This is a genomic window from Staphylococcus hsinchuensis (assembly GCF_038789205.1).
GTDB lineage: Bacteria > Bacillota > Bacilli > Staphylococcales > Staphylococcaceae > Staphylococcus > Staphylococcus hsinchuensis.
In genome coordinates this window covers 2,159,090-2,180,761 of the sequence record NZ_CP128355.1, presented here as the reverse complement: position 1 = coordinate 2,180,761, position 21,672 = coordinate 2,159,090, and the positions used below count along the sequence as shown (strand labels likewise).

19 protein-coding genes are annotated in these 21,672 nt (G+C 34.4%); 10 read left to right on the top strand and 9 right to left on the bottom strand.

Going from position 1 to position 21,672, the window contains the following annotated elements; all coding sequences use genetic code 11:
* Positions 1-116: 116 nt before the first annotated feature.
* Complete coding sequence (locus tag QQM35_RS10925) at positions 117-2,051, bottom strand: ABC-F family ATP-binding cassette domain-containing protein (RefSeq protein WP_251518340.1); 1,935 nt, start codon at positions 2,049-2,051, stop codon at positions 117-119.
* A gap of 166 nt (positions 2,052-2,217) precedes the next feature.
* On the opposite strand from QQM35_RS10925, the gene QQM35_RS10920 reads away from it, so the two are divergent.
* The 6 genes from QQM35_RS10920 (at position 2,218) to QQM35_RS10895 (ending at position 8,126) form a co-directional block, all read left to right on the top strand.
* Complete coding sequence (locus QQM35_RS10920; RefSeq protein ID WP_251519063.1) at positions 2,218-2,841, top strand: redox-sensing transcriptional repressor Rex; 624 nt, start codon at positions 2,218-2,220, stop codon at positions 2,839-2,841.
* Positions 2,842-3,095: 254 nt separating this feature from the next.
* Complete coding sequence (locus tag QQM35_RS10915; protein ID WP_251518342.1) at positions 3,096-4,187, top strand: YeeE/YedE family protein; 1,092 nt, start codon at positions 3,096-3,098, stop codon at positions 4,185-4,187.
* Between the two features lie 18 nt (positions 4,188-4,205).
* Entirely contained in the window at positions 4,206-4,430 is a 225-nt protein-coding gene (locus QQM35_RS10910; RefSeq protein ID WP_251518344.1) for a sulfurtransferase TusA family protein, read from the top strand.
* A 196-nt stretch (positions 4,431-4,626) separates the two neighbouring features.
* Positions 4,627-5,589 (top strand): LacI family DNA-binding transcriptional regulator, encoded by a 963-nt coding sequence (locus tag QQM35_RS10905; RefSeq protein ID WP_251518346.1) that lies wholly within the window; start codon positions 4,627-4,629, stop codon positions 5,587-5,589.
* Positions 5,590-5,680: 91 nt separating this feature from the next.
* Complete coding sequence (locus QQM35_RS10900; protein ID WP_251518348.1) at positions 5,681-7,198, top strand: sucrose-6-phosphate hydrolase; 1,518 nt, start codon at positions 5,681-5,683, stop codon at positions 7,196-7,198.
* Positions 7,161-8,126: a carbohydrate kinase family protein gene (locus QQM35_RS10895; protein ID WP_251518350.1), complete on the top strand. Its 966-nt coding sequence runs from the start codon at positions 7,161-7,163 to the stop codon at positions 8,124-8,126. Before QQM35_RS10900 ends, QQM35_RS10895 begins: the two co-directional genes overlap by 38 nt.
* A 49-nt stretch (positions 8,127-8,175) precedes the next feature.
* On the opposite strand, the gene agrA is transcribed toward QQM35_RS10895, so the two are convergent.
* The 6 genes from agrA to QQM35_RS10865 all read right to left on the bottom strand — a co-directional run bounded on the left by agrA (position 8,176) and on the right by QQM35_RS10865 (position 13,265).
* Positions 8,176-8,892: a quorum-sensing response regulator AgrA gene (gene agrA / locus QQM35_RS10890; RefSeq protein ID WP_251518352.1), complete on the bottom strand. Its 717-nt coding sequence runs from the start codon at positions 8,890-8,892 to the stop codon at positions 8,176-8,178.
* 18 nt (positions 8,893-8,910) lie between these two features.
* Positions 8,911-10,200 (bottom strand): quorum-sensing sensor histidine kinase AgrC, encoded by a 1,290-nt coding sequence (gene agrC, locus QQM35_RS10885; RefSeq protein ID WP_342610392.1) that lies wholly within the window; start codon positions 10,198-10,200, stop codon positions 8,911-8,913.
* Between the two features lie 28 nt (positions 10,201-10,228).
* Positions 10,229-10,366, bottom strand: a complete 138-nt coding sequence (agrD, locus tag QQM35_RS10880; protein ID WP_251518356.1) for a cyclic lactone autoinducer peptide AgrD — start codon at positions 10,364-10,366, stop codon at positions 10,229-10,231.
* Between the two features lie 2 nt (positions 10,367-10,368).
* A complete protein-coding gene (locus QQM35_RS10875) occupies positions 10,369-10,938 on the bottom strand; it encodes an accessory gene regulator AgrB (protein WP_251518357.1) in 570 nt (189 codons plus the stop codon).
* Positions 10,939-11,723: 785 nt separating this feature from the next.
* Positions 11,724-12,509, bottom strand: a complete 786-nt coding sequence (locus QQM35_RS10870) for a carbon-nitrogen family hydrolase (RefSeq protein WP_251518359.1) — start codon at positions 12,507-12,509, stop codon at positions 11,724-11,726.
* Positions 12,510-12,635: 126 nt separating this feature from the next.
* On the bottom strand, positions 12,636-13,265 hold the full coding sequence (locus QQM35_RS10865) for a nitroreductase family protein (RefSeq protein ID WP_251942670.1): 630 nt from the start codon (positions 13,263-13,265) through the stop codon (positions 12,636-12,638).
* Positions 13,266-13,458: 193 nt separating this feature from the next.
* Between QQM35_RS10865 and QQM35_RS10860 the strand changes: the two genes are divergently transcribed.
* Positions 13,459-16,500, top strand: a complete 3,042-nt coding sequence (locus QQM35_RS10860; RefSeq protein WP_342610391.1) for an SdrH family protein — start codon at positions 13,459-13,461, stop codon at positions 16,498-16,500.
* 110 nt (positions 16,501-16,610) lie between these two features.
* Here the strand turns inward: QQM35_RS10860 and mroQ are convergent, their stop codons facing one another.
* Positions 16,611-17,357 carry an intramembrane glutamic endopeptidase MroQ gene (mroQ, locus tag QQM35_RS10855; RefSeq protein WP_251518365.1) on the bottom strand — a complete coding sequence of 249 codons (747 nt, stop codon included), beginning with the start codon at positions 17,355-17,357 and terminating at the stop codon, positions 16,611-16,613.
* Positions 17,358-17,533: 176 nt separating this feature from the next.
* Between mroQ and groES the strand changes: the two genes are divergently transcribed.
* From groES to QQM35_RS10840, 3 genes are all read left to right on the top strand, one after another.
* Positions 17,534-17,818: a co-chaperone GroES gene (groES, locus tag QQM35_RS10850; protein ID WP_251518367.1), complete on the top strand. Its 285-nt coding sequence runs from the start codon at positions 17,534-17,536 to the stop codon at positions 17,816-17,818.
* Positions 17,819-17,869: 51 nt separating this feature from the next.
* Positions 17,870-19,498 carry a chaperonin GroEL gene (gene groL, locus QQM35_RS10845; protein WP_251518369.1) on the top strand — a complete coding sequence of 543 codons (1,629 nt, stop codon included), beginning with the start codon at positions 17,870-17,872 and terminating at the stop codon, positions 19,496-19,498.
* Positions 19,499-19,673: 175 nt separating this feature from the next.
* Complete coding sequence (locus QQM35_RS10840) at positions 19,674-20,141, top strand: bacillithiol transferase BstA (RefSeq protein ID WP_251518371.1); 468 nt, start codon at positions 19,674-19,676, stop codon at positions 20,139-20,141.
* 71 nt (positions 20,142-20,212) lie between these two features.
* Here QQM35_RS10840 and QQM35_RS10835 read toward each other — a convergent pair whose 3' ends face one another.
* Positions 20,213-21,511 (bottom strand): aminotransferase class I/II-fold pyridoxal phosphate-dependent enzyme, encoded by a 1,299-nt coding sequence (locus tag QQM35_RS10835; RefSeq protein WP_251518373.1) that lies wholly within the window; start codon positions 21,509-21,511, stop codon positions 20,213-20,215.
* Positions 21,512-21,672: the final 161 nt, after the last annotated feature.

Here is a 21,672-nt window from a genome sequence, read left to right as displayed (position 1 = left end):
TAGGATAACTTTGTGGATAGCTATCATTATAGGAAATACATTGTGAATAAAAGTTATTGTAAAATGTAAAATAAAAAGGTGCAAAAGTGAGAAATTCTCCTTTTGCACCTTTACAATTATTGAGCTGATGTTAATGATTCTTGTAATTCTGCCCACTCTGTCATTGTTTGTTCTAGTTTTTGTTCGGCATCATTTTTTTCTTGAGTCATTTCATTCGCTTTTTGTGGATCTGAATACACTTCTGGTTGCGTTAAAGCTTCATTTAATTCACTAATTTGTTGTTCGTACGTTTGAATTTGTTCTTCACATTGTTCTATTTTACGTTCGATTTGGCGTTGTTCTTTACGTTGTTGTTTTTGTGATTTGTAAGTATTACTTTGATTTTTAGTGTTTGATTCCGCCTGGGTCTCTTGTTCCGCTTTAGCTTGAATGGCTTGCTGTTCTTCTAGTTTTTCAGTGTAATATTGATAGTCACCGAGATAGATTGTGCCACCATCATGATCCAGGCTAAATACTTTATTAGCTAATTGATTAATAAAATAACGATCGTGTGATACGAACAGTAATGTACCTTCGAATTGTGCTAACGCTTGCTCTAACATTTCTTTAGAGTCAATATCGAGATGGTTTGTAGGTTCGTCTAAAATGAGTACATTATTGCGTTCTAGCATGAGTAACGCGAGTTGTAGACGTGCCTTTTCGCCACCAGATAAATCGTTGATAATCTTCTTTACATCTTCTTGAACAAATAAGAAGCGGCCTAATATTGCACGTACATCCTTTTCATTCATCATAGGGTATTGGTCCCATATGTAATCTAGAATTGTTTTAGAAGATTTAAATTCAGCTTGTTTCTGATCGTAGTAGCCTACTTTTAAATTCGCACCCGTTACAATTTCTCCATCAAGTTTATTTAATTTGCCAGCAATTGTTTTAATTAATGTGGACTTTCCAATGCCGTTTGGTCCGATGACTGCGATGTGATCACCTTTAGTAATTTCTAAATTAATTCCACTCGTAATGGGTGCATCATAGCCAATTTGTAAATTTTTAATATGATATACATCATTTCCGGTATTTCTATCAAAATCAAATTGGATGTTTGCACTTTTAGCATCAATCATCGGTTTATCCATGCGTTTAATTTTTTCTAACATTTTACGGCGGCTTTTCGCCATACCAGAAGTTGAAGCACGTGCAATATTTTTATCTACAAACGTTTCTAAGCGTTTAATTTCTGCTTGTTGACTTTCATATTCTTGCATTCGTTTTTTATAATATTGATCACGCTGTTTAATAAATTGACTATAATTACCTAAGTAATGTTGAACATCGCCTAGAGCTACATCATAAATTTGATTGACAATTTTATCTAAGAAATAACGATCGTGACTGATTATAATGATAGCGCCTTTAAAGTAATTGAGGTAACCTTCTAACCATTGAGTCGTTTCCATATCTAGATGGTTGGTAGGCTCGTCAAGTAGTAATAAATCAGGTTCATTAAGTAACATTTGGGCTAAAGATAGTCGGGTTTTTTGGCCTCCGCTAAAGTCATTAATAGGGCGGTTAAAATCCGCTTTTTTAAAGTTAAGGCCAAAGAGTACGGTTTTGATTTTACTTTCATATTGATAGCCTTCTTGTTGTTCGAACTGATTGGACAATGTTTCGTAACGATCTAAATGTGATTTATAAGATTCACTTTCGAAATCTTCAGCATGTTGTGCAAGCCAATCTGTTTCTTTTTGCATTTCATCTTCAATTTGCTTTAAATGATTAAACGGTTTAGACATTTCTTCTATTACCGTATGATTCGTATTTAAAGTCATTTGTTGGGTGAGATAACCGAGCTTTAAGTTTTTAGTTTTGGATATAGTACCTTCGTCATAACTTTCAACACCGGCAATAATCTTCATTAGTGTGGACTTTCCTGCACCATTTCGACCAACAATACCAATGCGTTCGCCAGTTTTCACTTCTAAATCCACATCATTGAATATATCTTCACCGTCAAATGACTTTGTGATGTTGTTGAGTTGTAATAATATCATTTGAATCGCACCTCTCTATTATCTTTTATTTTACAGTATTCAGGGCACGGTTAAAACTATGATTGTTTATTTTTATATTGTAGTCATGTATAATAATCAAGTATTGTGAGATAGTTTAAGACAAGAAAAATAATAAGGGGACAGTACTTTGGCTAATCAGGGCGATATGATTCCTCGTGCTACATTAAAGCGCTTACCGTTGTATTATAGATTCGTGCATACCTTAAAGGAAAAAGGTATTGATAGAGTTAATTCTAAAACGATTAGTGAAGGTTTAAATATTGATTCTGCTACGATTCGACGTGATTTTTCATATTTTGGAGAATTAGGTAAAAAGGGCTATGGTTATAATATTGATAGTTTATTGCATTTCTTTAAACATGAAATCAGTGACGATGAAGAAATTAAAATAGCTCTAGTAGGCGTAGGGAATTTAGGGAAAGCATTATTAACGTATAACTTTTCTATACACGATGATATGACGATAACGGAAGCATTTGATATACGGGAAAATATTATTGGGACTCAAATTGGTAATGTCGTTGTGAAATCTTATGATCAAATATCTGATATTTTGATGCAAGGAAATATTGACGTTGTAATTTTAACAACTACTGAAGACGCAGCTCAAAAGGTAGTCGACAATTTAGTGGATTTAGGTGTGAAAGGTATATTGAATTTTACACCAAGACGCGTGACGACTCCAGAGGATGTTCAAGTTCAGCACATTGATTTGGGGATTGAGCTACAATCATTATTATTTTTTATGAAAAATTACAATAATAAATAATTTATTTTTCTATAGTGAAACGTGCTATAAATATGAAATTTGCATTTGTATGCAACATATTTATAGTGCGTTTTTGTATTTTTAGAAAAGCGCTCTAATCTTCTATTTCCAATAACAACATACAGATTGAAATTTTTATGAATATACTAATTTAATGGAACTCACACTGTAATGATTAAACTGATGTGGTTGAAAATGAACATAAATTAATATATTATTAATCATATTAAGTTAATCGGAAATGAGGTCATAACATGTTATGGATGATATTCAGTGGTCTAATTGTGGGCTTGCTGTTAGGGTTCGTCATGCAAAGAACAAGATTTTGCTTAGCAGGCGGATTTAGAGATATGTATGTGCAAAAAAGCAATAAGATGTTTTATGCATTGCTTATAGCAATAACTGTACAAAGTATTGGGTTAGTTATTTTATCTTCATTTGGTCTTGTGAAAATACCAGAATCAACATACCCAATCATAGGAACTGTGATTGGTTCATTTATTTTTGGTGTTGGAATTATTTTAGCTGGAGGTTGTGCCACTGGGACATGGTATAGAGCAGGAGAAGGACTCATTGGTAGTTGGGTCGCTTTAATTGCATATGGTTTCACTTCAGCTGTAACGAAATTTGGGATTTTATTACCCGTGATGAATAAAGTGAATAAACCGACCAACGTCAACACGAGTATGGCACAAACGACAGGTATTCCAATGTGGGTATGGGTTGCTTTATTGACGATTATCACTGGTTTCCTCGTAATAAAAACATTGCGAAAACTTAAACCCCAAATAGCCATCCCTAAATTAAAACAGAAATATTCTGGTTTAAGACATGCGTTATTTGAAAAAAGATATCATCCTTTTATAGCTGCTATTGCAGTCGGATTAATAGCCTTACTCGCTTGGCCTATGAGTGAATCTACAGGACGTATGCATGGTTTGGGTATTACGACACCTTCAGCAAATATCGTTCAATTTCTACTTACAGGAGATACAAAGTTATTAGATTGGGGCGTATTTCTTGTCGTAGGTATCTTCTTCGGGTCTTACGTTGCAGCAAGAGGTGCACGTGAATTTAAATGGCGTTTACCTGACAAGAAAACAATTAGAAACAGTGTGATTGGCGGAGCATTTATGGGATTTGGTGCCTCAGTTGCTGGCGGTTGTTCAATTGGTAATGGACTTGTTGAAACCGCAGCAATGTCTTGGAAAGGCTGGATTGCGCTAGGGTCAATGATACTCGGAGCATGGTTTATGAGTTATTTTATATTTATTAAACCAATGAAGAAAGCGCAACGTGCAAACAGTAAGAAACAAGCAATGTCCACACAAACACAGACAACTTAAAGGAAGGAGTAAGTGATTATGGTATATGAATTAGGAACAGTAGGGATGGTATGTCCGTTCCCATTAATAGAAGCACAAAAGACAATGACAGATTTAAATTTAGGAGACGAATTAAAGATAGATTTCGATTGCACGCAAGCTACAGAAGCCATTCCAAATTGGGCAGCCGAACAAGGCTACCCTGTTACGAATTATGAACAATTAGATGATGCTTCTTGGACAATTACAGTACAGAAAGCATAAAAATTGCAATATTTGAGACACAAGAGGTTAGGACTTATTTAAATATAGACGTTATGTAACTACACTATACATTTGTAATAAAAACGTCTATGTCCTTATCCTGATGTGTCTATTTATTTTGAAATAGTATTTTATCATCTGCTAATATGGTAAAATAAATAAAGTTTATAATGACCATATATGAGAGTGAGATTTGATGAAAAACATTACCGATATTGCTAAAATTGCCGGCGTCTCAAAAAGTACAGTCTCAAGATATTTAAATAACGGCTCTGTTAGTAATAAAACAAAGCAAAAATTGGATAAAATAATTGAAGAAAATGACTATCAACCAAATCAATTTGCGAGAAGTTTAAGAGCTCAAAGTACAAATATGATTGGTGCCATTATACCAAGAATGAATTCACATGCAGTTGATGAAACGATTAAGGGAGTCAAAAAAGTTTGTGATAATCTGAATTATAGACTCCTATTAAACTATACAAATTTACATAGTGAATTAGAAATTGATGCACTTGAAACGTTTAATCGTAGTAAAGTTGATGGCGTGATCTTTATGGCGACAGAAATTACTGACAAACATTTAGAGGTTATAAATAAAATGAATGTACCAGTTGTCATCATTGGACAAGAACATCCGCAATTAAACTGTGTCATACACGATGACTATCAAGCAGGGTATATGGTTGGCAAGCTTATCGGTCAAAAAAGCTATAAAAAAGTTAAATATTTTGGAGTGACTGAAACGGATATTGCAGTTGGTGTTAAAAGGAAAAACGGTCTATGTGATGGACTGAAGGCATTCGAAATAGAACCAGTGATATCTGAAACATCTTTTCATTATAAAGAAGCTTTAAAAGATGTTAGTTCAGATTTAGAAAATGCAAGAGATTATGATGTCATTATCGGAGCGACAGATTCAATTGCTTTAGCAGTTCATAAGTTTACGTTTGACTATGAAGATAAACTGCAACAACCTTTAATTGTAGGATTCGGTGGCGATCCAGTAACAGAAATTGTGACACCAGCGATTAATACGGTAGAATATCATTTTGTAGAGGCCGGAGAAATCGCAATGTCTAAACTACAGCGCTCAATTAAAAATCAGCAAAAAGATGACATCAGCGTCGTAGATGTGACATGTGCATTTAAATTATAATAGGGTCATGATAAAATAAAAGAAATAAGTGGAACCGGTACCAAATAAATAATGATTTGTATTATTTTTAATGATTTTTGGAGGTAAGATAATGGCTGAATGGACAAGAGCACAACGTTATCAAAGATATGAAGATGTCGATAACGAAACTTTAGAAAATTTACAACAACAAGTTAATTTGTCGAAATACAGACAATTATTCCATATACAACCGAAGACTGGCTTATTAAATGATCCAAATGGATTAATTTATTATAACGGTTTATATTATATTTCCCATCAATGGTTTCCGTTAGGGCCAGTACATGGTTTGAAATATTGGTATACATATACAAGTAAAGATTTAGTTCATTTTTCACCACAAGGTATTTCATTGAGGCCTGATACTGTGAGTGATAGCCATGGTGTTTATAGTGGTAGTGCATTTGTTTATAAGGGAGAACTTTACTATATGTATACGGCGAATCACCGAGATGAAGAATGGAACCGTGTTTCAACACAACATATCGCTAAAGTTCATGACGATGGTAGCGTGGAGAAGTTTCCCGAAGCGGTAATCTCACATCCTCCAACAGGTTACACACAACACTTTAGGGATCCTAAAGTGTTTATAAAAGATGATACATATTATGCAATTATTGGTGCCCAAAACGAGTTAGGCCAAGGGAGAGCTCTACAATATCGCTCTCAAGATATTAAGCATTGGGAATTTTTAGGTGAAATTAATACAAATTTAGATGCTTTCGGTTATATGTGGGAGTGCCCAGATTATTTTAATATCGATGGATACGATATTTTATTATTCTGCCCTCAAGGTGTCGAATCAGATGGCGAGCATTTTAGAAATATTTATCAGTCTGGGTATATCATGGGCCAATTAGACATTAATCATTTAAAGATGAATCATGGAGATTTTCATGAGCTAGATTATGGTTTTGATTTTTACGCACCTCAAACGTTCGTTGACGAATTCGGGCGTCGTATTCTGATCGGTTGGATGGGGCTGCCTGATACGACTTATCCTTCAGATCAAGATGGATGGGCGCATTGTTTAACTTTACCGCGCGTTCTTTCAGTGGAAGGTGGAAACCTAAAACAACGTCCAATCAAAGATTTAGAAAAATTGCGTACAAATAAAGAAACTGCATTAGGTTATGCAAATAAATTTACGACGAAACTACATCCTTATGAAGGAAAACAGTTTGAGTTAATTATAGATGTTTTGGAAAATGAAGCTACAGAGATTTATTTTGAAGTTCGAACTTCAAAATCTCAAAGTACTTTAATAGGATACAATACGAAATCAAGAAAACTCACATTAGATAGGACAGATAGTGGTTATTTACCAGAAAATGTTGAAGGTACAACACGTACTACTACATTAGATACAGATTTATCAAAGTTACAACTATTTGTAGATACTTCTAGCATTGAAATCTTTTGCAACGATGGTGAACGCGTATTAACATCGAGACTATTTACAGATGAAGATGCAGTGGGGATAAAGACTTCGACGGAATCCGGTCAAGCCTTTCTTAAATTTACTAAATACGACTTAAAGGGTGAAGAAGATGAAAAGACTATTAGCAATAGGGGAAGCTCTAATTGACTTTATTCCAGATACAACTGATGCTAAATTAAAAGAAGTCAATGGTTTCACACGTCAAGTTGGTGGTGCGCCTTGTAATGTTGCTTGTACTGCAACGAAACTAGGCGGTCATGCCGAAATGATTACGCAACTCGGTGACGATGCATTCGGTGAGGCGATTATTGATACGATTGAAGCAATCGGTGTGCATACAAATTACTTAAGAATTACAGATGAAGCGAATACTGCTTTAGCATTTGTTAGCTTAACTAAAGAAGGCGAACGAGATTTTTCATTCTATCGTAAACCTTCGGCCGATATGTTATACCAACCCGAGTATGTAGACGACATTAAAGTAAACGAAGATGATGTATTACATTTCTGTTCAGTAGACTTAATCGAAAGTCCAATGAAACATGCACATACGGCTTTAATCAATAAAGTAAAAAATGCAGGCGGCACTGTTGTATTTGATCCAAATGTGAGATTGCCTTTATGGAGTAATGAAAACGACGCGAAAGAGACGATTCAATCATTTATTCCGAAAGCACATATTGTGAAAATTTCAGACGAAGAACTATCATTTGTTACTGGATATGAAGACGAACAACAAGCCATTCAATCTCTATTTACAGGTGATGTTGAAGCAGTTATTTATACTCAAGGAGCTCATGGTGCTACGATTTATTTTAAAGATGGCCATTCAATTCAACAACAAGGTTTTAAAGTAGAAGTAAAAGACACGACAGGTGCTGGAGATGCTTTTATAGGAGCAATCATTAGTCAACTGATTACTTCACAAGAAACTGATGTTATTAAATTATTGAAAGAACAAGGCGAAGCAATATTAGAATTTAGTAACTTTGTTGCCGCTTCTGTGACGACTAAATATGGAGCGATAGAAAGTATACCGACTTTAAAAGAAGTAGAGCAAGCATTATATCAATAAAAATAAGCCAAAGAGGAACGCATTTATCGTTTCATCTTTGGCTTTAAAATTATATTTTTTTAACATTTCTTACTGAAGCATAGCAATGTTCTTTATTTTTGAAATATACAATTCTGTTTTTTGAATCAATTGATTCGATATTATGTCTGTTGACTACAAAACTATTATGACATCTAAAGAAGCGATCATCTAACTGGTGTAATTCTTTAAGACTACCATAAAATTCAATTTGTCGATTATCTAGATGGGCGATAAGACGATGAGATTTGGATGAGGATTCAAAGAACATGACGTCATCGTACTGAACATACACTGAATTACTTCCTCTTTTAAGCTCAATTGTTTCCACGTTATCTTCTTTTGAAAGTAGATTCAAACGTTTTTCCGCTGTTTCAATACAGTCAATGATTCTTGACTGTAGTTCATCAGGATCGTCTTTAAAGATGAAGTCCATAGCGGCAACTTTATAAACGAAGGTGAGGTAAGTAAGCTCGCTGTGACTCGTTACAAATATAATATTACCGACAGGGTCAAACTTACGAATTTCGCTAGCAAGTTTGATGCCATTAATATCTGCATTCAGTTGAATATCTAAAAAGTAACATCCAATATCGCTTGTTTCTTTAGCTGTTTCGATGACTTCATATGGGTCGTCTGTTGCTAATTCAATAGACATCGGTTTTTCTTCAATCATAATGTAGTTGTTAATAATCGACATCATATTCTCACGTTGTTTTACGTCATCTTCACAAATGAAAATCTTCATAGTTACACGCCCTTATGATTAAGAATTTAGAATTTCTACTTTTTGTATAAAGTAATTTGCATCTATGGTTGTATCTAATAACACATTTGGTGTTTCATCAGTTATTTCCTTCAACGTTGATAAACCTAAACCGCGATTTTTGCCTTTTGTTGAAAAATTTTGTTGAAATAATGTATGTAGACGCGGCATATCCGATTCACATTTATTCATCACAATCAACGTGACTGAAGTTGCTTCGTTTTTAATAAACGCCAGTCGAATTAAAGGTTCCTCTTCAATTTTTTCGGAGGCTTCAATTGCATTATCAAGTATAATCCCTATAATACGACTAAGATCAATCTTTCGCATATTGATATGATCAATTTCATCAGGTACTTCAATATTTATAGTAATATCTTTTTCCTGTGCTTGTAAAATTTTCGTAGTGAGTAATCCTTTAATCTCACGCACTTTTAAATTTTCAATACCATTGATTTTAATTGCATTCATTTGCATGCTATCTTGCATAGGTAATATTTCTTCATTGAAATACGTTCGTAAACCCTTCATGTCGTCCTCTCTTATAAAATCCGACATTGTAGAAAGGATGTTTACGTAATCATGACGAAATTTACGCATTTCATTATTGATTTTTTCTATTTGAAGTGTGTATTTGTAATAATTATCAATTTCCTGCATATTACGTTTGTACTGAATTTGTCTGACAATGCTGAAAGAAATGGTTATAACTATGATAGCTAAAGCAATTATTACCATAGCTCCGATAAAGACTAAGAATTTTAAGTCACCAAAATTTAAAGATTTATTTGGTAAATAAAAACAAATAATTAATAGGACTATAAACAAAAAACTAGCAACTATCGAAAGGTAGATTTTACTTACAGATAAACCTGAAGTAATAAGAGTTCTTAAAAAATACCTTGCAATATATGCTGTTGAAATTGAAAATATTAAAAAAATTGCTACATAAATTATGCTAAATAATACATTTGACGGAACGAAGACAAAGAATAAGGTACCTAACCAAATTGTAACAAAATTGGTCATATATAAAATGAAAAAACTTATTAAAACGGATAATATGCCCATCATTTTATTTTTAAGGTACATAAAAATTGCAGCACCAACTAATAAAACAATCATTGCTTTTGCTTCAATAAAACAAAAAAGAATATTAGAAGGGATTATAATCCCTAAAATAGAAATATAATCCCTCAAAGTGTAATTTATTTTATTTAAGATTTTAATTAAAATAAAAGGACATATTGACTGAAATATTATTAAAAAAATTGAATCTAAGATTGCCATTTTCTACACACTCTCTATTGTTAAACAATTATTCGTATAGTTCAGTTAACTCTTTAGGTACTTCAGGTTCATCGAAAAATCCACCGCATGGTTTCCCAGTTGCACTCGTTCCTAGTAATGAAAATAATTTAGTAATAATGTTAAGTATAGATTCGAAAATTTGCATCTTTAAACATCCTCCTTAGGAAAAAATATAGGTAATTGTGTTGTAGATATTAACAATATACCTAATAAAATTAATTGCTGATAGACTAAAGGGACAAAAACGGAAATAAATAATAAGACTAATGCTACTGATATTGCTTTTACTTTTTTACCTTTTTTAAGTCGCTCTGGAATCGGTTGCTTTTTAGTTTCTGCTGGTGCATAAATAAAAAGAATTATGATTCCGAAACATGCCAAAATATACATTACATATGATGGTATATAAATATGAGCTATACCCCAAGGTAAAAAAACAAATAACAATAAATTTTGTACATGACACATAATAGACGATTTTGCATGTGCGCCATGGGCATACCTTCGTATGAGAAAGTATGATAAATGTGTAGTTAGAGTGTATAGAAAGGCATCAAATAGGATAGAAACACCATACGTGACAATCGTTTTGAAAAAATTACTAACCGCTACTTGTATCCCCAAACGTACTTTAAGAAATTCAATATGATCTAAGTTGTTTCGTTGTTGCAAATACCTAGAAAAACTATCAATTTTACGGTCAATAACTTTAGACATCACGTTTCTCTCCTTAGATGTATTATACAATTTTATTAAAAAATCATGCGAATTAATGCCTAACTGTACATTTCTAACGCCTAACTGTTTTTTACATTTACAAAACTCATTTTAACATATTTTTACTAACAGTTAAGAATAAAATGTAATGAGTTAGGAATTTTTTTACGATTTAAAATAATATTATGGTTTAATGTACTTTTATCACAAATAAGTGATAAACAAATCCAATTGAAATGCATATTTCATGTTTGGATTTATTTTAATTATGCTTAGCAGAAGAGTGTAATTAAAACACTAATGTGATGACATTTCTTCGTGTAGTTGTCTCTTTTGCACATTAGTCCCTGTTTTTCAATTCTTTGAATACAAAAACATAGGAGGCTGATGTAGAGACAGAGACATTTCAGCGAAGGTTTTTGGTTTCGTAAAGTAGTACTGATAAGATCCCAACTCACATATGATTTGTAGATTTTCCCAGTCTAAAATCAAGAATCATCTCAATACTTTAATTTGTAGATCTTTCCCAGTCTCAAATTATTGTTATCTTTATTAGGTTTGTAGATTCTCCCAGTCTCAAATCTATACAATTTAATTTGACTATAACAGAGCCAAATTAAATTTAACATGTAAGCTATCTGAAAATTGTCGATTTATAATTAATCGTTAAATTCACTAATTTTTTCATAATTAATAACATCCCCAAAAATAGATAGAAAAATAATTGCAAAACATTCCCTTAATAATTAAAACCGTGAGTCCCTCCCAAGCTCACGGTTTATTTTTTATTTATAAAGACTCGGTTTTATACTTTCGAAGACAGGAATATTTTTCCGTTGTTGTTGTACTTCATTTATATCAAGCTCATATGTTAAATGATCTTCTTTGTCTTTTAAGCTAGCCACAATTTCTCCATTTGGGTTAATGACCATTGATTGACCTGCATAAAGTGTTTTGCCATCATCTCCACATCCATTACAAGCAACGATAAACATATCATTTTCAATTGCACGTGCTTTTAATAACGCAACCCAATGATCAGCTCTAACGTCTGGCCATTGTGCAACATAGAAAGCCACTTGTGCACCGGTGCGAGCTGGATATCTTAATAATTCGGGAAAACGTAAATCATAACAGATAATTTGTGTAGCACTGATTCCATTTGTTAAATTAAAGCTTTCTGGCACTACATCACCTGGTGCTAAGAACTTGGGTTCATCTAACATAGGAACAAGATGGACTTTGTCGTATTGATTAATAATTTCTCCATTATTATTAACGGTGAAAGCAGTATTATAAACGCTACCATCGTGTTTATTTGAAACTGACCCAGCAATAATATCGACATCGTAGTTAAATGCTAGTTTTCCTATAAATGCTTTGCTTCTTGTTAATTCTTTATCTGCTAAACCTTCTAAATGAGGTAATGCATAGCCGTTGTTCCACATTTCAGGCAAAACCACCACATCTGTGTCAGAAGTTACATATTGTTCAAAGCATTTTTTAATGACCGCTTCATTTTGTTCTACGTTTGCAGGCTCAACTTTAAATTGAAAAATTTCGATATTCATGTATATCGCCCCTTAAATTGTTATTATGGCAACTATACTAAATATTATCAGATTATTCAAAAATCTTTAACATAAAATAAAATCGTAAAAAACAGAGATATACTGTATATCTCTGTTTTATCTCAATTATTTTTTTACTACAAAACGTGAGTTAATATCTTGGAATTCTTTGTCTCCAGCGTTTTCTCTAATATTACCGAATGGCATTTGTGCCATTAATTTCCATGATTTAGGAATGTCAAAAGTCTCAGTAACCGCTTGATCAACAATAGGATTATAGTGTTGTAAAGAAGCTCCGATACCTTTTGTGCTTAACGCAGTCCATATGGCAAATTGGTGCATAGCGTTTGTTTGGCTAGACCAGAGAGCGAAGTTTTCTGCGTAATTAGGCATTTTATCTTGTAAACCTTTAATTACGTCTTCGTCTTCAAAATAAAGGATTGTTCCATGTGAATGTTTGAAATTATCAATTTTATCCGAAGTAGGTTGGAAATCTCTATCTGGACCCATAACTTCTTTTAAAGTTGCTTTTGTGATATCCCAAAATTTATTGTGATTATCGTTCAATAATAAAACGATTCGTGTAGATTGAGAATTAAATGATGAAGGCACATGTTTGATGGCATGTTCAATGATGTTTTCAACGTCCTCATCTGAAATTGAAATTTCTGTGTCTAAACTATATATCGTTCTTCTTGTTTCAATCGCATTTTGTAAAGATGTAAGGTCATCTGATTTTTTATTAAATAGTCCCATAAAGGACCCTCCTTCAATCTATTTTGTATATTTAATATATCAATTATACCTATATTTGTCTATTTATCTTTATTAAATTTCTAAAATAAACCTAATTCTTAAATATACGCTATAATTAATGAAATATTTCTACATATCTAATATAATAAGTGTGTTAGAAGTGTATTTTTCTTAAAATTGGGGGGGGGAGCAAGTGAGTAATAATAAAAAACATAAATTTGCAATTTCAGGTTTTGTGTTTGTGTTAAGTGCATCGTTATTAACTAAAACTACACATGGTGAAGAAACACAGTATCCATATGATTCAACTTTAAATACACCAAATAAATTAAATGAAAATGTTTCAAATACCTTAAATAATGATTTTAACGATAATTCAACAGATAGTGATGACACTGATTTGAACGATGGCATTGATAATGGCTCAAGCGAAGAACCAACCGACTCAGCTGATTCTGATGACGGCCAAAATGATGGTTCAAGTGAAGAACCGACAGATCCAGATAACACAGACGGCGGTCAAGATGATGGATCAAGTGAAGAACCAACGAATCCGGATAATCCAGACGATAGCCAAGATGATGGGTCAAGTGAAGAGCCAACGGATCCAGATAACCCAGACGATGGTCAAGATGATGGGTCAAGTGAAGAGCCAACGGATCCAGATAATCCAGACGATGGCCAAGATGATGGGTCAAGTGAAGAGCCAACGGATCCAGATAATCCAGACGATGGCGAAAATGATGGCTCAAGTGAGGAACCAACAGACCCAAATAATCCCGACGATGGCCAAGATGATGGGTCAAGTGAAGAGCCAACGGATCCAGATAACCCAGACGATGGTGAAGATGACGGATCAAGTGAGGAACCAACAGACCCAAATAATCCCGACGATGGTCAAGATGATGGCTCAAGTGAGGAACCAACGAATCCAGATAACCCAGACGATGGCCAAAATGATGGATCAAGTGAGGAACCGACAGATCCAGATAACCCAGACGACGGTCAAGATGATGGATCAAGTGAGGAGCCGACCGATCCAGATGACGGTCAGAACGATGGTCAAGATGATGGATCAAGCGAAGAACCGTCAGATCCAGACGATGGTCAAGATGATGGCTCAGGCGAGGAGCCAACAAATCCAGATGACGGTCAAAACGATGGTTCTAGCGAGGAACCAACGGAGCCAGATGACGGTCAGAACGATGGCCAAGATGATGGCTCAAGCGAGGAACCAACGGAGCCAGATGACGGTCAGAACGATGGCCAAGATGATGGCTCAAGCGAGGAACCAACGGAGCCAGATGACGGTCAGAACGATGGCCAAGATGATGGCTCAAGCGAGGAACCAACGGAGCCAGATGACGGCCAGAATGATGGTCAAGGTGATGGCTCAAGTGAAGAGCCAACGGATCCAGATAACCCAGACGGTGGTCAAGATGATGGTTCAAGTGAAGAACCGACAAATCCAGATGACGACCAGAACGATGGTCAAGATGATGGATCAAGTGAGGAGCCAACAAATCCAGATGACGGCCAGAACGATGGTCAAGATGATGGGTCAAGTGAAGAGCCAACGGATCCCGATAATTCCGACGATGGCCAAGATGACGGATCAAGTGAGGAACCAACAGATCCAGATAATCCAGACGATGGCGAAAATGATGGCTCAGGCGAGGAGCCAACAAATCCAGATGACGGTCAAAACGATGGCCAAAACGATGGTTCTAGCGAAGAACCGACAAACCCAGATGACGGTCAGAACGATGGCCAAGGTGATGGCTCAAGTGAAGAGCCAACGGAGCCAGATGATGGCCAAGACGATGGCTCAAGCGAGGAGCCAACGAATCCCGATAATCCCGACGATGGTCAAGATGATGGGTCAAGTGAGGAACCAACGTACCCAGATACTCCAGACGATGGTCAAGATGATGGGTCAAATGAAGAACCAACAAACCCAGATGACGGCCAAAATAATGGTGAAGAGGGTAGCTCAAATGAAGAACCGTCATACCCAGACAAAACGGACAATGGTTCAAATTCCGGACCTATAGTGCCCGATACTCCAGATGATGGAAATAATAACGGCTCAAACGATGGTTCAACAAACCCAGATCGTCCTGATAATAATACAAATGGTGGGTCGAGTGAAAGTCCAACCGATTCGGATAACAACTCTAGCGAAACACCTACACATTCAGATGGTGGAACGCATAATGACTCAACTAATCATTCAACACCTCATGAGACGCATGGTGAAAATTCAAACGACGGTGGGGTAATTTTCCCAACGCCTACACATGACAATAATGATAGTAGTTCTGATAGCGTGCCAACGAAACCAAACCATTCAAATTCACATCATAATAGTCATCATAGGGCAGAATTCCCAAACAATAATCGAGATCATCAGTCAAATAATATAGGAGTTCCAGTTCAACCACATCGTAGCTTAGACTATAAATCTCCATTAGATATTAAATCTAATGACAATCATATTTCTTCTACATCACATAACCATCACAATGGAACAGTCGGTAGAAGCTCAACATTTAATCGAAACAAATATAATTCAAACACGTATGATGACAATCTATCTCGTTCATTCAACACTGATAGTGGTCAACATCAAACAACAGCTCAAAAAAATATTGAGGATTTTAATATATTTGGTTATAGACCTTTTTCAGATAGAGAAAAGGGTAACGATGATAACCAATTAATACACCGCTTCAAACAAATGGCGGACGGATCATTTAAGTACAATCCTTTTATTTTAAATCAAGTGAAACATTTAAATAAAATTGGTAAAGTTTCGAACAAAGATATTTCTTCATTGTTAAAGAGACAGCGTTTCCCAGATAATTCATTTTTAAATCGTTTGCAACAAGGGACAAATTATTTTAAATTCCAATATTTTAATCCACTTAAAGCTAAAGATTACTATGAAAATCTGGATAAACAAGTATTAGCGCTCGTTACTGGTGAAATTGGTTCAATGCCTGACTTAAAAGAAAACGCAAGTTCGAAAGTAAATGGAAAATATGAATATCATACGAGCAGTGATCAAGAGTATACGCAAACAACTGATCCGAGTAAAAAGGATTCCAATGGTATCAAATTTGAACGTACATTATTTGGATTAATTATTGCTATAGTCACAATCTTTCTAGGTGTGTTGATTGGTTTCTTTGTTAAACGTAAAAATGACGACAAAGCAAAAAGTACGTCATAAAAGATAAATTTGTATTAGCATAAAATATTAAATAGAAAAAGAGAAACTAAGCATAATCATTATGCTTAGTTTCTCTTTATTTAAATAACTTTTTCAAGTTATGTTTCACATTATAAGAAAATCAAATGGTAAATAAATGATGCTTTCTCTTGTATTTCTTTTAATTTGTCTGGACCTATAACAACTTGGAATATAACGACAATACTATTTTGCATTATATGAATTAAAATTGATACCCAAATACGTTTAGTATATGCATAAAAAATAGCTAAAATGAAGCCCATTCCAAAATATGTAAGGAAGTATGCTGGATCTCCGTGTGCCAAACTGAATATTGCTGAACTTACAATAGCAGCAATTAAGAATCTTATTACTTTATTACCTTTCATCATATTGAAAAGTTCACCAAATATCACTTTACGGAAGACATATTCTTCTAAAATAGGTCCCACTGTTGAAATTAAAATAATGAAGAATGGTATTTCTTGTGCAACTTTCATTAATCTATCCGTGTTAGGACTTTTTTCTGGGGCTCCAAATACATATATATTGATTAAGTTTGCAGCCATTTGGTATATCATTACGACGACTAAACCGACAATGGCCCATAACACAACATATCTTTTTTCCTCTTTAGGTTGTTGATCTAATCGTGTTGGATTTTTCACAAATTGATGTATAGTTACAATTAAAATTGCTGCGATGATAAAAAAGGCTACTTGTGTGTAAATACTAGTAAAAATTAAATCTTTACCTTTTAAATTTTTAAATAGACCTGCCATTTGCATAAAGCTAACACCTAATTGCGCAAGTCCATAAATTAATAATGTCAATACTGACACCCAAATACGCGACATGATGTACCTCCAAAATAAAGATTATAATTCATTCTATCGTAAAATGAACTAACGTACAAAGTTAATGACAAACGTTATAACTTGAAATGTTGACCAAATTTGATTATTATAGATACTACATTAGCACTCAACACATTCAACTGCTAATAAATTGAGATTCTGAGGAGGAACAATTCATGCTTAAACCATTAGGTAGTAGAGTAGTAATACAAAAGAACGAACAAGAGCAAACAACAAAAAGCGGTATTGTACTAACTGATAGCGCTAAGGAAAAGTCAAACGAAGGGACAATCATTGCAGTCGGAGCTGGCCGCTTACTAGACAATGGTACACGAGTTACTCCTGAAGTTAAAGAAGGCGACACAGTAGTGTTTCAGCAATATGCCGGTACAGAAGTTAAACGCGGCGATGAAACATACTTAGTCTTAAATGAAGAAGATATTTTAGCGATTATTGAATAATAAACTTTTAAATATAAAAATGTAATACACATAAATGGAGGTATGTAAGTTATGGCAAAGGACTTAAAGTTTTCAGAAGATGCTCGTCAATCTATGTTACGCGGGGTAGATAAACTCGCTAACGCCGTTAAAGTTACAATTGGCCCTAAAGGACGTAACGTAGTATTAGACAAAGAATATACATCACCACTTATTACAAATGATGGTGTGACAATTGCGAAAGAAATTGAATTAGAAGACCAATATGAAAATATGGGTGCGAAACTTGTACAAGAAGTTGCAAACAAAACAAATGAAATTGCTGGTGACGGTACAACAACTGCAACTGTATTAGCGCAAGCAATGATTCAAGAAGGTTTGAAAAACGTTACAAGTGGCGCAAACCCAGTAGGTTTACGTCAAGGTATTGATCAAGCCGTTGAAGTGGCTGTAGATGCATTACAAAATATTTCTCAAAAGGTCGAAAATAAAAATGAAATTGCTCAAGTAGGTTCAATTTCTGCGGCTGATGAAGAAATTGGTAAATATATATCTGAAGCAATGGAAAAGGTAGGTAACGACGGCGTTATCACGATTGAAGAATCTAACGGTTTCAACACTGAACTAGAAGTAGTAGAAGGTATGCAATTTGACCGTGGTTATCAATCTCCATATATGGTAACAGATTCAGACAAGATGACTGCTGAGTTAGAAAGACCTTATATCTTAATTACAGATAAGAAAATTTCTTCATTCCAAGACATCTTACCTCTATTAGAACAAGTAGTACAAGCCAATAGACCTATTTTAATCGTTGCAGACGACGTTGAAGGTGACGCTTTAACAAATATTGTACTTAACCGTATGCGTGGTACGTTCACAGCTGTGGCAGTTAAAGCACCAGGTTTCGGTGATCGTCGTAAAGCAATGTTAGAAGATTTAGCTATCCTAACAGGTGCTCAAGTGATTACAGATGATTTAGGTTTAGAACTTAAAGACGCTACAATGGATATGTTAGGTACTGCAAATAAAGCAGAAGTAACAAAGGATAATACAACTATTGTTGATGGTGACGGTGACCAAGACAATATTGACGCTCGTGTAAGCCAAATTAAAGCTCAAATCGAAGAGACAGATTCTGACTTTGATAGAGAAAAATTACAAGAACGTTTAGCTAAATTAGCAGGAGGCGTTGCTGTAATTAAAGTTGGTGCAGCAAGTGAAACAGAATTAAAAGAGCGTAAATTACGTATTGAAGATGCATTAAACTCGACACGTGCTGCGGTTGAAGAAGGTATCGTAGCTGGTGGTGGAACTGCATTCATGAATATCTACGATAAAGTTGAAGCAATCGAAGCGGAAGGCGATGTAGCGACAGGTATTAACATTGTATTGAAAGCATTAGAATCACCTGTGCGCCAAATTGCCGAAAATGCTGGTCTTGAAGGTTCAGTTATAGTTGAACGACTTAAGAATGCAGAGCAAAGCGTTGGATTCAATGCGGCAACAAATCAATGGGTAAATATGTTAGATGAAGGTATTGTTGACCCAACTAAAGTTACACGTTCTTCACTACAACATGCAGCAAGCGTGGCAGCGATGTTCTTAACTACTGAAGCAGTTGTAGCCAATATTCCTGAGGAAAATAATGGCGGAGACGCTCCAGCACCAAACATGGGCGGTATGCCTGGAATGATGTAATAAGCAACTGAATAATGGTCATATCATAATTTGACTTTGCCATTAATAACGGTTGTCAATATAAAATCACCATGAGTATTGAAACTCGTGGTGATTTTTTTATGTATAAGAATATAAGTAAAGGGTATTATAATTAAGAATAGTTTCTGAGTTTCGTAAAAGGGGGAGAAACAAATTGACTAAAAAAACAGTTTTCAACGTGATTGATACAGGCGTAAATTATTTATTGAGCAACTACGAAAGTTGGGGTAATGAAGTAGTTTTAGACAAGGAAAGTGAATTCTTTCCTAATACATTACATTGGCAATATGGACATGTCTTAACGATTTTTGAAAGTGGTTTATCTATTTGCGAACAAAATGAAGTAGACATTCAAAAATACACACAATTTTTCGGATATGGTACGTCTCCAAAAGATTGGGGAGATGTTGAACCACCAAGTATTGAAGAAATATTCAACCATATTAAAACACTACCAGAACGTGCAGAGAACCTTACTGATGAACAATTAGAAATAGAATTAGATCAACCGATTGCAGGCTGTAAAACATTAGATGAATTGCTTGTGTTAAATGCAATTCATATCCCATTACATGCAGGTAAAATCGAAGAAATGTCTCGTGTATTAAAACAAAATCAATAATAAGTTAAAAAAATATAAAGCCTGAGGCGCAAACACGTCTCAGGCTTTTTTGATTATTAATCGAACTTATTTTATTCACTTTTAGCTTGAAGATCTTCAATTGCTTTAGCAATCATATCAAATACGTATGGGATATCATCTTTTTCAATACAACTGAATGCAATTCGAATATCAGTAGCGTTTAAAGCGATAATACCGATTGAATAGTGTTCGATAAGATGTTCACGTAATTCTTCCGGTTTAACATCTTGAACTTTCACTGCCATAAAGTAGCCTGAATTGAAATCATATGGTTGCCAGAATTTTTTGTATTTTTCATCATAAACGACTGATTTTGTAACTTCATATCGTGCTTGAAGTGTATCTATATTATGTTGAATTTCCTTTTCAAATGTTTCAGGATGTTCTAAAACGTATTTAACAGCACTTTGTGAAGGCATTGGACCGCTAGAAATATTACTGCGTATTAACCCTTTAACTTTCGCTTCTAAAACTTGTTTTGTAGTTTCATCATTTACACCAAATGTGATAAATCCAACACGTAAGCCCCAAGCGAAGAATTCTTTTGTAGCACCATCTAAACGGATAGGTAACAAGTTTTCTTGTTGTAGATTAGTGAGTGCTGTAAATAATGACTGCGTATATACGTCTTCATAGAATAAGCCGTAATAAGCGTCATCCACAATAGCAATGACATTCGTACCTCGCTCAGCTAATGATTGAATTGCCTCAACCATAACTTTTACTTCTTCTTTATTTGGAGTATAGCCAGTAGGGTTGTTAGGGTAATTTAAAATTAAAATCACTTTATCTTTCTCATAGTTTTCTAAATGTTTAACAAGACCATCAGTTGTGAAATTACCTGATTCATCAAAAATATTATAAGTTTCTATATCTACACTATGTCTCGTACTATAAACAAGCTTGTAGTTACCCCAATTGTGCGTTGGTAATAGCAATGTATCACCACTATCTGCGAACATATCACCTACGATTGATAAACCATGTGTTAACGCATTTGTTGCAATTGGTCGTGAGAAATCTTCTTTTTTTAGATCTGGGTTTTCTTTTAACATTTTTTGTTGCCATAAATCACGTAATGACTCTAAACCTTGAGGTGGGGCATAAGGAAATATTTCATCAGGCTCTAAATGATGGAATACATCATTTAACGTATCTGCATACATTTTACGATCACTATATGTTGCCATACCTATCGTTGCGTTATATTTTGTAGATTTAGCTTCTGCAGATTGTGACAAAATCCCTTTAGGATAGTAAATTAATTTACCAAGATCTGAGAGCATATCTGCAACATTTGGGTTTGATTTAGATAATTTTTCGTTTAAATCTAAAGCTAATGGATTCATAGTAGGACAACCTCTCTTTTTTGATTGATATTATTATATTATCTTGAAATGCTTTAAAATAAAAGTATTGAACCAACAATACCTACAAATTATGAAAAAAATACCCTTATACCGAACATACGTTCTATTTTTATGTTAGAATATAAGAAGGCCATTGTTAT